Annotated in this window: 15 protein-coding genes; 13 read left to right on the top strand and 2 right to left on the bottom strand. The window is 58.5% G+C overall.

What is annotated here, in order from left to right; genetic code table 11:
• Position 1: 1 nt before the first annotated feature.
• The 3 genes from ileS to MRS74_RS13045 are packed head-to-tail and all read left to right on the top strand — an operon-like array spanning position 2 to position 3,795.
• Positions 2–2,818, top strand: coding sequence for an isoleucine--tRNA ligase (ileS, locus tag MRS74_RS13055; RefSeq protein WP_254580736.1), 2,817 nt, complete (start codon positions 2–4; stop codon positions 2,816–2,818).
• A complete protein-coding gene (gene lspA / locus MRS74_RS13050; protein ID WP_438362338.1) occupies positions 2,818–3,348 on the top strand; it encodes a signal peptidase II in 531 nt (176 codons plus the stop codon). The genes ileS and lspA overlap by 1 nt, the downstream gene beginning before the upstream one ends.
• An 18-nt stretch (positions 3,349–3,366) precedes the next feature.
• Positions 3,367–3,795: an FKBP-type peptidyl-prolyl cis-trans isomerase gene (locus MRS74_RS13045; RefSeq protein WP_254580734.1), complete on the top strand. Its 429-nt coding sequence runs from the start codon at positions 3,367–3,369 to the stop codon at positions 3,793–3,795.
• Positions 3,796–3,887: 92 nt separating this feature from the next.
• Here MRS74_RS13045 and MRS74_RS13040 read toward each other — a convergent pair whose 3' ends face one another.
• Positions 3,888–4,289, bottom strand: coding sequence for a type IV pilin protein (locus tag MRS74_RS13040; RefSeq protein ID WP_254580733.1), 402 nt, complete (start codon positions 4,287–4,289; stop codon positions 3,888–3,890).
• A 93-nt stretch (positions 4,290–4,382) separates the two neighbouring features.
• Here MRS74_RS13040 and MRS74_RS13035 point away from each other — a divergent pair, with 93 nt between their 5' ends.
• The 6 genes from MRS74_RS13035 (at position 4,383) to MRS74_RS13010 (ending at position 11,989) form a co-directional block, all read left to right on the top strand.
• Entirely contained in the window at positions 4,383–4,928 is a 546-nt protein-coding gene (locus MRS74_RS13035) for a GspH/FimT family pseudopilin (RefSeq protein WP_254580732.1), read from the top strand.
• Positions 4,922–5,587, top strand: coding sequence for a PilW family protein (locus tag MRS74_RS13030; RefSeq protein ID WP_254580731.1), 666 nt, complete (start codon positions 4,922–4,924; stop codon positions 5,585–5,587). The genes MRS74_RS13035 and MRS74_RS13030 overlap by 7 nt, the downstream gene beginning before the upstream one ends.
• A gap of 28 nt (positions 5,588–5,615) precedes the next feature.
• On the top strand, positions 5,616–6,869 hold the full coding sequence (locus MRS74_RS13025; RefSeq protein WP_254580730.1) for a pilus assembly PilX N-terminal domain-containing protein: 1,254 nt from the start codon (positions 5,616–5,618) through the stop codon (positions 6,867–6,869).
• Between the two features lie 9 nt (positions 6,870–6,878).
• A complete protein-coding gene (locus MRS74_RS13020) occupies positions 6,879–8,942 on the top strand; it encodes a type IV pilus modification PilV family protein (RefSeq protein ID WP_254580729.1) in 2,064 nt (687 codons plus the stop codon).
• Positions 8,943–9,204: 262 nt separating this feature from the next.
• Positions 9,205–10,302 carry a glycine oxidase ThiO gene (gene thiO / locus MRS74_RS13015; protein WP_254580728.1) on the top strand — a complete coding sequence of 366 codons (1,098 nt, stop codon included), beginning with the start codon at positions 9,205–9,207 and terminating at the stop codon, positions 10,300–10,302.
• Between the two features lie 55 nt (positions 10,303–10,357).
• On the top strand, positions 10,358–11,989 hold the full coding sequence (locus MRS74_RS13010) for an NAD+ synthase (protein WP_254580727.1): 1,632 nt from the start codon (positions 10,358–10,360) through the stop codon (positions 11,987–11,989).
• Positions 11,990–12,075: 86 nt separating this feature from the next.
• Here MRS74_RS13010 and MRS74_RS13005 read toward each other — a convergent pair whose 3' ends face one another.
• The gene (locus MRS74_RS13005) at positions 12,076–13,041 is read right to left on the bottom strand and encodes an outer membrane protein assembly factor BamD (protein WP_254580726.1); all 966 of its coding nucleotides are present in this window, start codon (positions 13,039–13,041) and stop codon (positions 12,076–12,078) included.
• 135 nt (positions 13,042–13,176) lie between these two features.
• Between MRS74_RS13005 and rluD the strand changes: the two genes are divergently transcribed.
• From rluD to MRS74_RS12985, 4 genes are all read left to right on the top strand, one after another.
• On the top strand, positions 13,177–14,154 hold the full coding sequence (gene rluD / locus MRS74_RS13000; RefSeq protein WP_254580725.1) for a 23S rRNA pseudouridine(1911/1915/1917) synthase RluD: 978 nt from the start codon (positions 13,177–13,179) through the stop codon (positions 14,152–14,154).
• Positions 14,151–14,876, top strand: a complete 726-nt coding sequence (gene pgeF / locus MRS74_RS12995) for a peptidoglycan editing factor PgeF (RefSeq protein WP_254580724.1) — start codon at positions 14,151–14,153, stop codon at positions 14,874–14,876. The genes rluD and pgeF overlap by 4 nt, the downstream gene beginning before the upstream one ends.
• A 196-nt stretch (positions 14,877–15,072) precedes the next feature.
• On the top strand, positions 15,073–15,765 hold the full coding sequence (gene imuA / locus MRS74_RS12990) for a translesion DNA synthesis-associated protein ImuA (RefSeq protein ID WP_254580723.1): 693 nt from the start codon (positions 15,073–15,075) through the stop codon (positions 15,763–15,765).
• Positions 15,762–17,174 carry a Y-family DNA polymerase gene (locus tag MRS74_RS12985; RefSeq protein ID WP_254580722.1) on the top strand — a complete coding sequence of 471 codons (1,413 nt, stop codon included), beginning with the start codon at positions 15,762–15,764 and terminating at the stop codon, positions 17,172–17,174. Before imuA ends, MRS74_RS12985 begins: the two co-directional genes overlap by 4 nt.
• Positions 17,175–17,191 lie beyond the last annotated feature (17 nt).

The raw sequence follows: 17,191 nt of genomic DNA, 5'->3' as shown, positions 1-17,191 counted from the left end.
CATGACCGATTATAAAGCGACACTGAACCTGCCGGATTCGGCTTTCCCGATGCGTGGCAACCTGCCGCAGCGAGAGCCGGCGCGCCTGGCGCGCTGGGCCGAAATCGACCTGTACGCCAAGCTGCGCGAAGCGGGCAAGGGGCGCGAGCAGTTCATCCTGCATGATGGCCCGCCCTACGCCAACGGCAATATTCACATCGGTCATGCGGTCAACAAGGTGATCAAGGACATGATCGTCAAGGCCAAGACGCTGTCGGGCTTTGATGCGCCCTACGTGCCGGGCTGGGACTGTCATGGTCTGCCGATCGAGCACAAGGTCGAAACCCTGATCGGCCGCGCCGGCGACAAGGTGCCCTACAGCGAGTTTCGCCAGAAATGCCGTGAATACGCCGCCGAACAGGTGGCTGGGCAGAAAGCCGACTTCATCCGTCTGGGTGTGGTGGGTGACTGGGAAAATCCCTACCTGACCATGAACTTCGACACCGAAGCCAACATAGTGCGGGCGCTGGGCAAGATCATCGAGAACGGTCATCTGGTCAAGGGCTACAAGCCGGTGTACTGGAGTGTGGTGGGTCAGTCTGCTCTGGCTGAGGCTGAGGTTGAATACCAGAACAAGACCTCCACGGCGATCGACATCCGCTTTACCTTTGCCGACCAGACCGCCGCCAGTGCCCAGTTTGGCAGCCCGGCCGGCGAAGGGCCGCTGTCGGTGGTGATCTGGACCACTACGCCCTGGACCATTCCCGCCAACCAGGCGGTATCGCTCAATGCCGAGCTGGAATACGCCCTGGTGCAGGTGGATATCAATCAGGGTGCCGAGCGCGTTGTGATTGCCGCCGACATGGTTGATGCGGTAATGGCGCGCTGGGGCATCGAGCCCTACAGAGTGCTGGGAACCTGCAGCGGTACTGCGCTGGAGCACATGGCACTGGCTCACCCGTTCTACGACAAGCAGGTACCGGTGATTCTGGGTGATCATGTCACCACCGATGCCGGTACCGGCGCTGTGCACACCGCGCCCGATCACGGCGTGGAAGACTTTGTGGTCGGCCAGCAGTATGGCCTGGGCACGCTGAACCTGGTGCAGGCCAACGGCACCTACACCGATGCTACCGGCGAGTTTGCCGGTATTCACGTCTACAAGGCGGATGGCCCTGTGGTTGAAGCGCTGGAGCGTGAAGGCAAGCTGGTGCATCTGAAACGCTTTGAACACAGCTACCCGCATTGCTGGCGTACCAAGACGCCGCTGATCTACCGCGCCACGCCGCAGTGGTTCATTTCCATGGACGAGAAGGGGCTCAAGACCCAGGCGCTCGAAGCCATCAAGGGCGTGAGCTGGTTCCCGGAGTGGGGCCAGAACCGCATCGAGGCCATGGTTGAGCAGAGCCCGGACTGGTGTGTATCCCGCCAGCGTACCTGGGGTGTGCCTATCACCGTCTTTACCCACAAGCAGACCGGTGAGCTGCATCCCAATACCACGGGTCTGATCGAGCAGATCGCCACGGCCATCGATAAGGGCGGTATCGACGCCTGGTTTGAGCTGGATGCGGCCAGCCTGCTGGGCGCCGATGCCGATCAGTACGACAAGGTGACCGATACCCTGGACGTCTGGTTCGACTCCGGCGTTACGCACCATGCGGTCCTGCGTGAGCGCAGCGAGCTGCGCTTCCCGGCCGATCTGTACCTGGAAGGCTCAGATCAGCACCGCGGCTGGTTCCAGTCGTCCCTGAAAACGTCTATCGCCATCAATGGCTGCGCCCCCTACAAGCAGGTGCTGACCCACGGCTTCACGGTAGACGAAAAGGGCTACAAGATGTCCAAGTCCCTGGGCAACGTGATTGCACCCCAGGAAGTCACCGATACCCTGGGTGCCGACATTCTGCGGCTGTGGGTCTCTGCCACGGATTACTCCGGCGAGATGGCCGTGTCCAAGCAGATTCTGCAGCGTACCGCCGATGCCTATCGTCGCATTCGCAATACCGCCCGCTTCCTGCTGGCCAACCTGAATGGCTTTGAGCCGGCCCGTGACAGCGTGGCGCCCGAAGACATGCTGGCGCTGGATCGCTGGGCGGTGGATGCGGCGTACCGCCTGCAGCAGAAGATCACGGCAGCCTATGACAGCTACCGCTTCCTGGATGTCTATCAGCAGGTGCACCACTTCTGCGCACAGGAACTGGGTGGCTTCTACCTCGATATCATCAAGGATCGCCAGTACACCACCCAGACCGACAGCCTGGCACGTCGCTCCTGCCAGACCGCGCTTTATCATATCGCCGAAGCGCTGACACGCTGGATCGCACCTATCCTCAGCTTTACCGCCGAAGAAATTCACGAAGTGCTGCCGGGCGAGCGTGAAGACAGCGTCTTCCTGACCACCTGGTATGAGGGGCTCTTTACCCTGCCGGCCGATGATGCCTTTGGGGCGGACTTCTGGAGCCGGGTGCTGGGCGTCAAGAATGCCGTTAACAAGTGCCTGGAAGATGCCCGCAACGAGAAGCTGGTGAAGGCCTCGCTGGCGGCGGAGGTCACCCTCTACGCCGATGAGAGCCTGCAGGCGGATCTGGCGCGTCTGGGCGATGAGCTGCGCTTTGTACTGCTGACCTCAAAGGCAACCCTGGCACCGCTGGCAGACGGAGTCGATGCCCGCGCCACCGAGATCAAGGGGCTGAAAGTGGCGATTGGCGTATCGGCTCACGCCAAGTGCGGCCGCTGCTGGCACCACCGCGAGGATATCGGTCGTCATGCGGCGCATCCGGACCTGTGCGAGCGCTGCGTCGATAACGTTGATGGTGCTGGCGAAACCCGCCACTACGCCTGATGACCATGAAACGCAGTTCGCAGCGTATAGAAGAGCCGGCGCTGCCGGGCTCTTCGCTGGTCTGGCTCTGGTTGTCGGTGCTCGTTGTGGCGCTGGATCAGGGCAGCAAATGGCTGGCCGAGACGATGCTGGACTACGGCATCCCCAATCCTGTGATATCGGTGTTCGACCTGACGCTGCTCTATAACCGCGGCGCGGCCTTCAGTTTTCTGGCCGATGCCGGTGGCTGGCAGCGCTGGTTCTTTGCGCTGGTCGCCCTGGTGGTGAGTGTGGCGCTGGTCATCTGGCTGAAGCGCACCTCCCGTTTGCACTGGTGGCTTGGCATAGGCCTGGCACTGCTGCTGGGTGGGGCCCTTGGCAACCTGTACGACCGGGTGGTGCTGGGTCATGTGGTGGACTTTATCTCGCTGCATTACGCTGGCTACTACTTCCCGGCTTTCAACCTGGCTGACAGCGCCATTACCCTCGGAGCCGTGCTGCTGATTATCGACACGCTGTTCTTCGAGAAGCGCCGTCCCCAGGTTAACTGAACAAAATGAGATCTTTGCATGAGTGATCAGACTATTGGGCCCGGCAAAACCGTGACCCTGCATTTTGCCATCAAGCTGGAAGATGGACAGTTGGTGGATTCCAACTTCGAGAGCAAGCCTGCGACCTTTACCGTGGGCGACGGCAATCTGTTGCCGGGCTTTGAGGAGCCGCTGATGGGGCTGGCCGCGGGCACCGAATCGACCTTCACCATAGTGCCGGAAAAAGCCTTCGGCATGCCAAGCCCCGCCAATGTGCAGCGTCTGCCGCGGGCACAGTTCAAGGACATGGAGCTGGAACCGGGGCTGGTTGTCAGCTTTAAGGAACCCGGCGGCGAACTGCCCGGTGTGGTCAAGTCATTCGATGACCAGGTGGTGCATATCGACTTCAACCACCCGCTGGCGGGCAAGACGCTGCTGTTCGATGTGAAGATATTGCAGGTCGCCTGAAACCCAAAAAACGCTGCTGATGCAGCGTTTTTTGTGGGTGTTGTTTGGGGGTATTGTTTCGCGGTTGCGCGGGGAACTGAAGTGAAGAGTCTTCAGCGTTTCCAGCAGGCAGCCGGAGTCATGACATTGCTTTGGTCCAGCGTCATGGTCGTACAGCTCGTATCCTTGAGCTGATCGCCGGAAGCTGAGGCGGTTAAGGTATAGTGCGTCGCTGCTGATGCAACCGGAACATTGATTGTGAATGTAAAGAAGTCTGCAGTGCCCATGTTCAGGCTCTCAGCGGCAAGGCTGGTGGCGTTGCCATAGGTATCGAAATATGAACGGTAGCGTTCTTCACCAATCTGTCCCGCCATAAGCACTTTTTGGGCCTCGGCCCGACGGCTCTTGCGTACCTGGTCCAGGTAGGCCGGGTAGGCAAACATTGCGATGATGCCAATAACGACCATAACAATCATCAGCTCAATCAGGGTAAAGCCGCGTGCAGAATACTTCACTATACTTCCCTCGAGTTGCTATCCTTAACCATGCAGTATGCTACCACTCTAGCAGAAGGAATCTATCAAGCTATGGCGCGTGAGAATTCAGGAATGCGTACTGCGTTACTCAGGCACCATCAGGCGGGCGTAACTCTGATTGAGCTGCTCGTAGTACTGGTAGTGCTCGCTGTCTTTGTGGCCTTGGGTATTCCCTCGTTCAATTCAGTCTTTGACCGTCACCGCGTAACCGGTGCGGCCCAGGCGCTCTATGCCGATTTGCAGTACGCGCGGGCTGAATCCATCAAGCGTAACGTGGATGTGGCGGTGAATTTCAATACGGCAGGCTGGTGTTACGGTATCACTGACACGGCCCCGTTTGCGGCCTGTGACTGCAATGGCAGTGTCACCAGTCAGGCCAGCTGCAGTGTTAACGGCCAGCAATATATTGTCACGGAGGAGCGCTTTCCCGGCGTATCGATGGCCTCCAGTCTTTCAGGCGGGTCGGTGAGTTTCGATCCTACCCGTGGCACCCTCACTCCGAGTGGCAATATCAGTTTCATGGGTGATGCGGCAGAACAAGTTCGGGTGACGACCTATTTCATAGGGCGTGTTCGGCTCTGCTCGCCGACAGGTTATGCAGGATACAAATCATGCTAGTGCGCCAGCGCGGTTTCTCCCTGATCGAACTGATGATCGCCATGCTGTTGGGCTTGCTGGTGTCGGCCATCGTGATCGGCATGTTCAGCATGACGGTGGGCAGTACCAAGCAGGCGGTCACGACTATCCGCCTGAACCAGGAACTGCGTACCGTGATGGATCTGATGGTACGGGATCTGCGCAGGGCAGGGTATTGGAATGGTGCACTGGCGGCCAGCAACCCTTATGCCTCCATTACCGATGCCGGGGCGCCTGCGGCGGTTTATGCAGCTGCGGGTTCTGCCACTTTCCTGAACACGACGACGGCGGGTGACAGCGGCCAGTGCGTAATGCTGGGGTATGACACGGATAGTGCGGGCGCGAGTACGGCGACGAAACTGATTGGTTATCGGCTTGATACCGCTACCGATGCCGTCGAGGTACTCTGGGCTAATTCATTTGCCACCCCTGCTCATTGCAACATGGGCAGCTGGGATAACCTCACTGACGAGCAGGCGATCAAGGTAACGTCGCTGACTTTTACGCCGGGCCCGAATCCGGCATCTTTTGCAGCAGCTACAGTACGCAATCTGACCATAACACTGACTGCTGAGTCTCTCAGCGATTCCAGAATCAAAACCACGATTACCGATCAGGTGCGGATTCGCAATGATCTTTAGTTCCCTGACCGGGAACAGGGAGGAAACTATGAAAGGTCGTCAGGCGGGTGCGGCGACGCTGTTTGTCACCGTTATCATACTGGCCTTGCTGACAGTCATCGCGGCTGTCAGCGCCAAGATCGGCATGTTTGAACTCAAGACATCGTCCAATACCAACCGGGCCAAGGAAGCACTGGCTGCCGCCCAGGGTGGGCTGGATTATGGTGCTGTGCGCTATCTGGATGATGCCAGCTGGGCCGGAGAAAGCCTGTATATGCCCTACGGCAGCACCAATGCCAGCGTGTCGGTGTCCGCGGTTACGGGTACTGACTCCGTGGTGCTGAATGCAAGCGGTGAGTCGGTTGACACCACGGGTCTTGCCCGGGTTGAGGAAAAATTCGCCCGTGTGCCGCTTCTGGATATTGGTGAGCTGCCGCCACTGATGGCCAATGGTAACTTCCCCGACAGCGGCAGCTTTTCCATCGTCACCAACCCCAACGGTGGCGGTCCTGGCGTTCCCGTTTCGGGCTGGACAACTGAAGCTGTCAAAAAGGGTGTCAGTAGCTGGCAGACCTGTAATGTCGATGAGTGGCTGTATGAAGGTACCAATGACAGCAAGGCCAAGTTGCCTCAGAGCGATGGGTTTACCCTGTGCCATACCTGCCGATGCTCTCAAGCGGAAAATCCGATCTGTGACCCAAAAGATGTGGCTGTGAACGATACCTATGACTGCACCGATATAGTGATTGATGATCCCACTGAGATTCCCGATGTCTTTACGAACCTTTTTGGTGTCGAGCCGGAAGACAACGACAGCAATGGGGTCGATGACTGGTATGAATTCATGCAGGCATTCGCCAAGACTGATGTGACTTGTGCCGGTCTGAATAGCACCGTGGGAAATCGTTTCTACGCGGGAGGGGCTGATGAGGGGCAGCTGCCACTGATCTGGATCGAAGGCGATTGCACAATCAACGGTGCGGTGGCGAGCTACGATGCACCGGTCATCCTGTTCATTCATGGCGAAGTTACGCTTAATGGCGGTGCCATTTTTTATGGCATTCTGTTTGGTTTTTCCGACAGGTATAACCAGGCGCCGACCCCAAATAATGAAGACTTTATCGTCAAGGTTACCGGCTCGCCGACACTTTACGGTGTGCTGCTGTCGAATCAGGATCTGGATGCCACTAACGGTAGTTTCTCATTGGTTTATTCCGAGACCTTGCTGAAAAAACTGGTGAACGTGGGCGACACCTTTTATGAGCTGGCGCGCTACCCCGGTAGCTGGACTGATACCAAATAGGAGCGGGTCATGAAAACATTAACGCGTTACCCCGGTCTGCGGTATCTGCGGGGCTTTACACTGATCGAAGTTCTGATTTCACTGATCGTGGCGGTGATTGGTATTGTGGCCATCCTGCAGTTGCAGGGCGTTTTCCTGAGTACTGCCTCAGACTCTCAGCAACGTGCCTTGGCAACGGCTGTGGCGGAAAAGAAACTTGAGGAACTGCGCGGCTTTGATTCGATTGCGACAACCAGCAGCAGCCTGAACAGTTTTGACGATATCGACAATGGTACTGGTACTGAGACGGTCACCGCGGGTTCAACCAGTTATACCTATAATGTTGCCTGGACGGTCACGCCCTACAGTGTTTCCGGCGGTGTTATCAGTGCAGCCTCTGCAGCGAGTGCTGATTTCAAGAATGTGACCCTCAGCGTGAGCTGGGACAGCGGCGCCAGCAGCCTGTCGCTTTCATCTGTCATTGCTGCCATTAATCCTCAGGTCTCGAAGTTCATCGACAAGTCTGGCCTGGGTGGAAGCAGGCCGGAAGTTGACCATACCCCTGGTGGTGTACCGGATGTTGTGCCCATAGATGTTGGTGACGGCAAGGCGCGTGAAACCTCCAAGCCGCTGCCCGATGTGGAACAGAGTAACGAGAGCACAGAGGTACGCTTTACTACCGTGACTTATGATACAACCGACTACAAACAGGTCGATGCCGAGGAATTTGTTACTGTCAATTGCTTCTGCGTACTTAATACCACGCCGACTGACGGCTTCACGCCTTACCACCATACATTTAACGGCCAGACCACTGGCCTGGATGTTGCTGCAGGAAACATTGTGGATGATGTAGCGACAGGGACACCCTATACGCAGGGAAATTTTACCCAGTCCAATTTTTGCACCCGTTGCTGTGCTCAGCACCACGACTCTTCAAACTACGACTACGCCACAAACGGTGTTCCTCGGTACGACAATACCGTGACCAGCGGTGCGCACAAACATTACAAGTTCAGCCCCAGCCCGCCGACGGCATCGACACCGACCTTGGCTGAAGCGGTCAATGGCGACCGCTATCTGGAGGCCTGCCGGTTTCGTCGCGTTGACGGTATCTTCCGGTTGTTCCCGAACTGGAAGATGCTGGATCTGAATGTGATGCCGTATAGCTATCTGACGAGCTCGGCCAGCTCCAGCCTGGCGACCTACCAGCAATATGTGGGAGATAAAGTCCAGGATGGAATTTTTGCCAGTTCCGTTGCGAGTTCACTGACCGGGCGTGATTTTGATACCTTCCCGGCAGCTAAAACCCAGGTTCTGTCTCGCGGGCTCTATTATGATGATATGTCCTATAACAGTACCTGGACGGACTATATGACGAATACTGTAGCAGCGTCGGCCGCGCTGCTATCTTCGAAAGACTGGCTGCAATATGTACCTTTCTATGAAATCAACATGACATTGCTGACTACCTGGAGTACAGCCAGTACGGCAGTGGCAACGGTTACCTCGCAAAATATTGATACCGTGGTGGACGATGCAACTGACTACTATGGTGTTTACAGTCGCGGGCGCGTGACCGGTGGCACTACCACCAGCGCGGCCACTACGATAACGGCGACGAGCAAAACCGATAACACTGGTATTTTGGGCAATACTTATGCAAATCCGAGTTCTTATCTAGGCAAGGATAACCGTATTATACCGAGCCCGGGTATCAAGGCGGCCTCCCTAGCGGTTACCAACCTGAGCACCAGTTCGCTGGTGGTGCTTTCCGGTGTCATATCGCAAACGTCCACCGGAATACAGCTCAACAAAATATCAGTTGGGATATCGTCAGGCTCTTGTGATGTGCCTGTCGTCACAGGGTCCACGGCTTCCTATAATTGCTATGTAGTACCCAGTGTCGGATCGGTCACCATTAGCCCGACCACGACCTCAAATAGCGCCTATCTTAACCCAACAGTATCGATCGGAAATCCGGCTCAAGTGACTGGGTTCACGACGGGTACCTCCAACGGCAATGACGGTACTATCACCTTAAGCGTTGCAACGAGTGGTGTTACTGGGTTGGATTTCAATTATAAAAAGTGATTGATATTTGGATGAGGTATCCTGTTGCATTAAGGTTGGTTCAGGGGGATATATTTGCCCCTGAATTACCCTAGATTAAAAGCAGGTTGTATTTTTTGCCTTAAAACGTTAGATATGGACTGATCGAACAGAACATACTCAGGTACTAAAAATAGGCCCGTCGTGTCAAAACGATGGGCCGCCTCCATTCTACCACTACTAGCATCCTCCCCCCCGAGCCTTCACAATACCCCCACAATCAAAGCCGATCGGAAGTAGAGCAATGTCGGACTTTCTAATAGTGGGTGGCGGCGTGATGGGCATGCTCACGGCGCGTGAGCTGGCCCAGGCGGGTGCCTCGGTGACCCTGGTTGAGCGTGGCGTTTGCGGGCGCGAGTCCACCTGGGCCGGTGGCGGAATTGTTTCACCCTTGTACCCCTGGCGTTACCAGGAGCCGGTGACGCAGCTGGCGACCTGGTCCCAGGGCAGTTATGTGCATCTGGCGCAGGACTTGCTGGATGAAACCGGCATTGATCCGGAGCTGCGCCAGAAGGGCATGTTTATGGTGGCGGTGGATGATGAAGCGCAGGCGCTGGCCTGGGCGCAGCGTTACCAGCGGCCGATGCAGCAGGTGGATGCGGATTTCCTCTATCGCAAGGAACCTCGCTTGTCGCCGGGTCATGAGCGGGCGCTCTGGATGCCGGAAGTGGCCAGTATTCGCAACCCCCGCCTTGGCAAGTCGCTGCGCCGTGCGCTGGAAGTAAACCCCCGTATTGAATTGATCGAACAGGCCGGTGATGCCCGTCTGCTGCTGGAGTCTGAGCGGGTCTGCGGTGTGCGTACCGAACGCGGTGAGTACCGCGGCGGGCAGACGGTGCTGGCCGCAGGTGCCTGGACGGCGACCCTGCTGGCACAGCTCGGTATCGAGCTGCCGGTGGAGCCGGTGAAAGGGCAGATGATGCTGTTCAAGGCGCCGGTTGGCTTGGTGAATCGTGTAGTGCTGCAGGGCGGGCGCTATCTGATACCGCGCAACGATGGCCGCATTCTGGTGGGCAGTACGCTGGAACGGGTGGGTTTTGACAAGCAGACCACCGCAGAGGCCCGGGAGTCGCTATATCGCAGCGCGCTGGATATTCTGCCAGCGCTGGAAAATTATCCCGTTGAACATCACTGGGCGGGGCTGCGCCCGGGCTCACCTGAAGGCATTCCCTACATAGGTGCGGTGCCCGGGGTGGACGGATTGCATGTGAATGCCGGGCAGTACCGCAACGGCCTGGTGCTGGCGCCGGCCTCGACCCGCCTGATGGCGGATTTGTTGCTGCAGCGCAGCCCCATCATTGATCCGGCGCCCTATAGCCTGTCGGCGCGGCCCCGGTCCTGAGCTAACATCCTGATAGCGGATACCTCTGTATCCGGAACACGAGATCACATTGTCGATGAGTAATTCTATTCGGGTCCTGATGGCCCAGATCAATACACTGGTGGGGGATATCCCCGGCAATACCCAGCGCGTAATCGATATTGCCCTGGATGCGCGGGATCGGCAGAACGCCGATGTGGTGTTGCTGCCTGAACTTACGCTGTCGGGTTACCCGCCGGAAGACCTGTTGCTGCGGCCGAGCATCCAGACCCGCATTGAAGCGGCACTTGCCCGCCTGCGGGAGGAAGTGCTGGATATCCACCTGGTGGTAGGGTATCCGCGCTACCGTGATGGCGTGCTGTTTAATATGGCAGGCGTCATCTACAACGGTGAGCTGGTCGCCGAATATGCCAAACAGTGTCTGCCGAACTACCAGGTGTTCGACGAAATGCGCTATTTCACCGCGGGCGATCAGCCCTGCGTCTTCGATCTCAAGGGTGTGCCAGTAGCCCTGACCATCTGTGAGGACCTGTGGAAGAACGGGCCCGCCGAGCAGGTACGCGAGCAGGGCGCGCGCCTGATGCTGAACCTCAATGCGTCGCCTTTTCATGTCGACAAGTCGCAGCAACGCGCCAAGCTGCTGAGCGAGCGGGCGCGCCAGGCAGGCTGCCCGATTCTGTATCTGAACCAGGTGGGCGGCCAGGATGAGCTGATTTTTGATGGCGGCTCCAAGGTGATCGCGGCCGACGGCACCCGTGTATTTCAGGGGGCCTTTTTCGAGGAAGCGTTTTTTGTGGCCGAATATAACGACGCCGACCAGAGCCTGGCGGTTCCGGGTGTGGATTCGGTGGCGTTCCCGTCAGTTGAACAGAGTGTCTACGACGCTCTGGTGCTGGGGGTACGGGATTACGTCAACAAGAATGGCTTCAAGGGTATAGTGCTGGGGCTTTCTGGCGGTATCGACTCAGGCGTGACCCTCGCGGTGGCGGTTGATGCGCTGGGTGCTGATCGGGTGGAGGCGGTGATGATGCCGTTCCGCTATACCTCGTCGATGAGCCAGGAAGATGCCAGCGAGCAGGCGCGCATGCTGGGCGTAGGCTACAGCTCGATCTCAATCGAGCCCATGTACAGCGCCTTTATGGCGCAGCTGGCCGATGAGTTTGCAGGGCTCGCGCCCGACACCACCGAGGAAAACCTGCAGGCGCGCTGCCGCGGTGTCGTGCTGATGGCGATCTCCAACAAGAAGGGCGTGCTGGTGCTCACCACGGGTAACAAGAGCGAAATGGCGGTGGGCTACTCAACGCTCTATGGCGATATGGCCGGTGGCTTTGATGTATTGAAGGATGTGCCCAAAACCCTGGTGTACCGCATTGCCGCCTATCGCAACGGACTCTCGCCTGCGATACCGCAGCGGGTGATCGACAGGCCGCCATCGGCGGAGCTGGCGCCGGATCAGACCGATCAGGACAGCCTGCCGGATTACGATGTACTGGACCGGATTCTGGAGCTTTATGTCGAACACGACTACAGCGCCCATGCCCTTATCGCCGAGGGTTTTGAGCCCGAAGTAGTGCAGCGCGTGATTCGGCTGGTGGATATCAATGAATACAAACGCCGCCAGGCCCCGGTGGGCGTGCGCATTACCCAGCGCGGTTTTGGGCGTGACCGGCGTTACCCCATCACATCCGGCTGGAAGGCCGGAGACTAGCCATATGCCTGTAACGACTTGTTTTATAACGTTTCCATAACAAAAAAAGCGCCTAAGGCGCCTTTTTTGTTGCAGCCGTTATCGACTCAGGGCTGAGCCGGCGTCGCGTCTTCCTTATCGGTGCTGTCGAAGACACCAAAGGTCAGAATGCTGAACCAGGAGCGTTCGGCGCCTTCAGTCGTTTCAGCGTCCTTCTCGGTCACAACCACAGAATTGGGGCGCTGTACGGGCGTCTCGTCGGTACTGCCCAGCAGGCCGAAGGTGGCGGTTTCGAGCAGGGACTTGTCGCGCTCCTTGGTGGATGTGTAGCGGAAGTCAGGGAAGTTGGTGCGCAGAACCTCGGCGGCCCTGGCGGCCTGGTCGTTCAGCCCCAGTTCCTCATAGGCTTCGGCCATAATCCCCAGGGCTTCCGGTACGGCCGGTGTCTCCTGCAGGTTTTCCACCACGTAGCGGCCACGGTTGGCGGCGGCAACCCAGGCGCTACGCTTCATGTAGTACAGCGCCACGTGTACTTCATACTCTGCCAGTCGGTTTTTCAGATATTGCATGCGCTTGAGCGCATCGGGAGCGTACTGGCTGTTGGGGTAGCGTGTGGTGAGGGTTGCGAAGCTCTCGAAGGACTCCAGTGCCGCGCCAGGATCACGCTGGGTTTCGTCGATAGGCAGGTAGCGCGACACCAGTGAGCGGTCTTCCTCGAAGGACGTCAGTCCCTTGAGGTAGTAGGCGTAGTCGATGTTTTCGTGATTCGGGTGCAGGCGCACGAAACGATCCGAAGCGGCGCGGGCAGCTTCAGGCTCATAATTCTTGAAGTAGGCAAAGATCAGTTCCAGCTGGGCCTGCTCGGAGAAGCGCCCAAAGGGATAGCGAGCTTCGAGCCGCTGCAGTTTTTCGACCGCGAGGCTGTAATTCTGCGCCTCCAGGGCTTCCAGTGCCTCGGAGTAGAGCTGTTGCTCCGGAACATCCGGTTCCTCTGTCTTTTCTCCGCCAAAAAACGAACAGGCGGACATCAGAGAGACCAGGGTCAGGATGCCGATGACTTTTACAAAGCGCATGTTGATGAGTCCCGATTGCCTACAGCGATACCGAGGACGGTTTCGGTTATACTGGGCCAGTTAATCCAAATGTCCGGCATATTTAAACACAACCGGAACTCAAGCCAAAACATCCTTCTGAATTACGTATCCCAGATGCCAGAACAGAAACCTGAACAGGTTCAATTACAAGCGCGGGTCACCGACGAGCTGGTCGGAAAGCGGCTGGACCAGGCCATAGCGCAGCTGTTTCCCGATTACTCCCGTTCCCGTCTGCAGGGCTGGATCAAAGACGGTTGCGTCACTGTGGACGGCGAGCTTAAGCGTACCCGCGACAAGCTGCAAGGTGGCGAGCTGATCTGTGTCGAAGCCGAACTTGCACGCATCGAGCACCACAAAGCAGAGGCAATGGAGCTGGAAATCATCTATGAAGACGATGATATTCTGGTGATCAACAAGCCTGCCGGCCTGGTGGTGCATCCGGCTGCGGGCCATGCCGATGGCACCCTGCTGAACGCGCTGCTGCACCATGTGCCGGATATTGCTCAGGTGCCCAGGGCCGGCATAGTGCACCGGCTGGATATGGATACCACCGGCTTGATGGTGGTGGCCAAGACCATCCAGGCGCAGACCGAGCTGGTTGTGCAGCTGCAGGAGCGCTCCATGGGCCGCGAATATGAAGCGGTCGTGCAGGGCGTGATGACCGGCGGTGGCAAGGTGGATGCTCCAATGGGCCGTCACAAGACCAATCGCCAGAAGATGGCGGTGGTTATGCTGGGCAAACCGGCCCTGACCCATTACCGTTTGCTGCAGCGCTTTCGTGCGCACTCCCATATCCGTCTCAAGCTGGAGTCGGGGCGTACGCATCAGATTCGCGTCCATATGTCCCACATCAACTACCCGTTGGTGGGCGATCCCGTCTACGGCGGTCGTTTTCGCCTGCCCAAGGGTGTCAGCGAAGGTCTGATAAAGACACTGCGCGGCTTTGACCGCCAGGCACTGCACGCCAAGAAGCTTGAGCTGTTTCATCCGTCTACCGGTGAACTGATGTCCTGGGAAGTGGATCTGCCAGAGGACTTCCAGCTATTGCTTAAAGCCCTGCAGCAGGATCTGAGGCGCAACGAAGAACAATGAAGCTGATTCATCCGCAGTGGCCGCTGTCGGATCGGGTGCAGGCCTGTGTCAGCACCCGGCTGGGCGGTTTCAGCCAGGGCGTTTTCCAGGGGCTGAACCTGGGAGACCACGTTGGTGATGATCCTCAGGCGGTTGCACAGAATCGCAGGAGCCTTGCCGAGCAGCTGGAGCTCGAACGTCCGGCGCAGTGGCTGCAGCAGGTTCATGGGACTGAAGTCGTTCAGGCGCTCGATGATGCTCAGGCCCGACAGGCGGATGCCTGCTGGAGTGATCAGCCGGGCCAGGCCTGCGTGGTGATGACGGCGGACTGCCTGCCGGTATTTTTCAGTGATGGCCGCAAGGTCGCTGTTGCCCATGCGGGCTGGCGGGGGCTGGTGGCAGGCATTCTGGAAAATACACTTGCGGTCTTCGAACAGCCCGGACAAGTACACTGCTGGCTGGGGCCGGCCATTGGGCCTAATGCCTTTGAAGTCGGGGCTGAGGTACGGGCCGCTTTCTGCGCGGCGCAACCTGAGGCCGCCCAGGCTTTTCGCCCCCGGGATGGGGTGGCGGGCAAGTATTTTGCTGATATCTATGTGCTGGCGCGCCTGCGGCTTGAGGCTGCAGGTGTTGCATCGGTTTCGGGGGGAGATTTCTGCACCCTGCATGATGCTGAAAATTTTTATTCCTATCGCCGCGATGGCGAAACCGGCCGTATGGCTAGCCTGATCTGGCTGCGTTGAACGCTATAACCCTCTGACTTTTCAATAAAAATCCTTCCTGTGGCTGCTACGGATCGGCGTGGCAGCGCGCCGTTGTCGCTGCCTGTTTGCGGTCTGATAATTCGAGCTTTGCTGAATATGCACTCTGGTGTGCTTGCCCGGGCGATTTTTTTCAACCATTATACTGTACATATATACAGTATTTATGGAGTGGATCATGAGTCTGGAACAGTTGCTGGAGCGTGGCGCCGTATGGCGGGCAAGTGAGGCTGTTGCCGAGCCTGTTGTTGCGGGACTTTCGTGCGGACACCTGGAGCTGGATCAGCTGCTGCAGGGGCAGGGCTGGCAGCCAGGTAGCCTGGTTGAGGTGCTTTACGATACCGAAGGCTGCGGTGAGCTGCGTCTGCTGCTCCCGCTGCTGGCGGCATCGCAGGAACGCTGGGTACTCTGGGTTGATCCGCCGCATATCCCCTATGCGCCCGCGTTGAAAGCCGCGGGGGTGGCTCTGGACCGGCTTCTGCTGGTACGCAGCAATAGCCGCCGGGATAGACTCTGGTGTATTGAACAGGCTCTGAAAAGCGGCTGCTGCAGTGCTGTACTGGGCTGGCTGGGAGATGTGTCGCCCCAGGCCTTGCGCCGCTTGCAGCTGGCCGCGGCCGAAGGCGAAGGGCTGGGATTCATCTTCAGGCCGACGGCATGCAAGGATCAAGCCTCGGCGGCGCCCTACCGTCTGTTGCTGGAGCCCGACCAGGCACCGGACCGGTTGGCGGTTTCAGTACTGAAGCGCAGGGGTGGCTGGCCGTTGTCGCGCCGGGTGCTGTCATTGCGTCAGCGCAGCCTTGGCAATAGAGCCGCATCCCTGGCTTCGCTGCCCGGGGCCTCAGCTGCGCGGGTGCGTCCCGGTGGATGAACGGGCTCTGGCTGTATCTGCACTTCCCTCTACTGCCACTGGAAATACAGTGCGCGGCAGATGTTCGGGAACCCTCAATACTGCTGGACGAGCACGGGGCCAGACTGCTGCTATGCAATGATGCGGCCCGGGCGCAGGGACTTGAGCCCGGCATGGCGGTGGCGCGAGCGCTGAGCATGGTGCCGGATGTGCGGATGCTACGGGAAGATACAAGGCAGGCTGCGCAACAGCTACAGGGTCTGGCGCTCTGGAGCGGGCGCTTCAGTGCCAGGGTCAGCCTGCAGCCACCCTGTGGCATTCTGCTCGAGCTGGCCTCGATGCTGCGTTATTTCCGTGGTCTTGATGCGTTGTGGGACAACATTCAGCAGCAGTTGAGAAGCCTGGAATTGAGCTGCATGAGTGCAACGGGGCACAGCCCCCTGGCTGCGAGAGTGCTGGCCCTGGATGGCGGTTTCTGTGCTGCGGATGCAGCGGCGCACCTGCAGCGTTTGCAGTCGGTGCCAATCGAGCGCCTGGAGCTGGATGCGAAGCTGCGTGCGCAGTTTCACGGGCTGGGGTTTAGCCTGCTGGGGGAGTTGCTGGCCTTGCCGCGCCTTGAGCTGGCGTATCGTTTCGGGCCGGGTATTACGGCCTGGCTGGAGCGGCTGACGGGCCAAAGGCCGGACCCGCCCGTGTATTTCGATATGCCCGCCGTCTTTTTAGGTGAGCTGCCGCTGGCATATGAGGTTGAGCGTACCGAGGCGCTGCTGTTTGGGTTGCGCCGCCTGTTGTCTCAGCTCGAGGGCTTTCTGCGTGCTCACTACTGGCGGGCACTGCGCCTGCAGCTGGACCTGCTCCAGTCTGAAGGGCAACAGTCGCTGTCGGTGGGGCATGCGAGCGGAGCCCAGTCTGCGGATATATGGCTGGAGCTGTGCCGCTTGCGGCTGGAACCATTGACGCTGGCGCGGCCGGTCATCGGTCTGCGTATTGAAGTCACAGAATTCCGCGAGCTGGAGAGCGGCGGGGAGGATCTGTTCAGTACCGCAAAGACGCAGGCGGCGCCGGCACAGTTGCTGAGCCGGTTGCAGGTGCGCCTCGGCGAACAGGCGCTCTATCGGGTCGTACCCTGTGAAGACCACCGGCCGGAGCGGAGCTGGAGAAAGGCTCCTCTTAATGGCGCCTTGCCGGCACAGCCGGATACGCCTGGCTTGCGGCCGCTCTGGCTGCTGGCAGCCCCCGAATCGCTTTCCCCGGCTCTGGTAAAACGCAGCATTGAACTGCTGCAGGGGCCTGAACGCATTGTCAGCGGCTGGTGGGATCAGCAACCGGTGCGCCGGGATTACTATGTTGGCCGCTGGCCAGACGGGCGACGAGGCTGGCTGTATCGCGAGCCGGCTGGTGGCTGGTATCTGCATGGCTGGTTCGGGTGAACGTGCTATGTGGGGCC

Origin of the sequence: Marinobacterium sedimentorum (assembly GCF_024267675.1) — a bacterium.
In the GTDB taxonomy this organism is placed as follows: Bacteria; Pseudomonadota; Gammaproteobacteria; order Pseudomonadales; family Balneatricaceae; genus Marinobacterium_A; species Marinobacterium_A sedimentorum.
The sequence above is the reverse complement of the archived record's forward strand: the minus strand, read 5'-3'. Positions and strand labels throughout refer to the sequence as shown.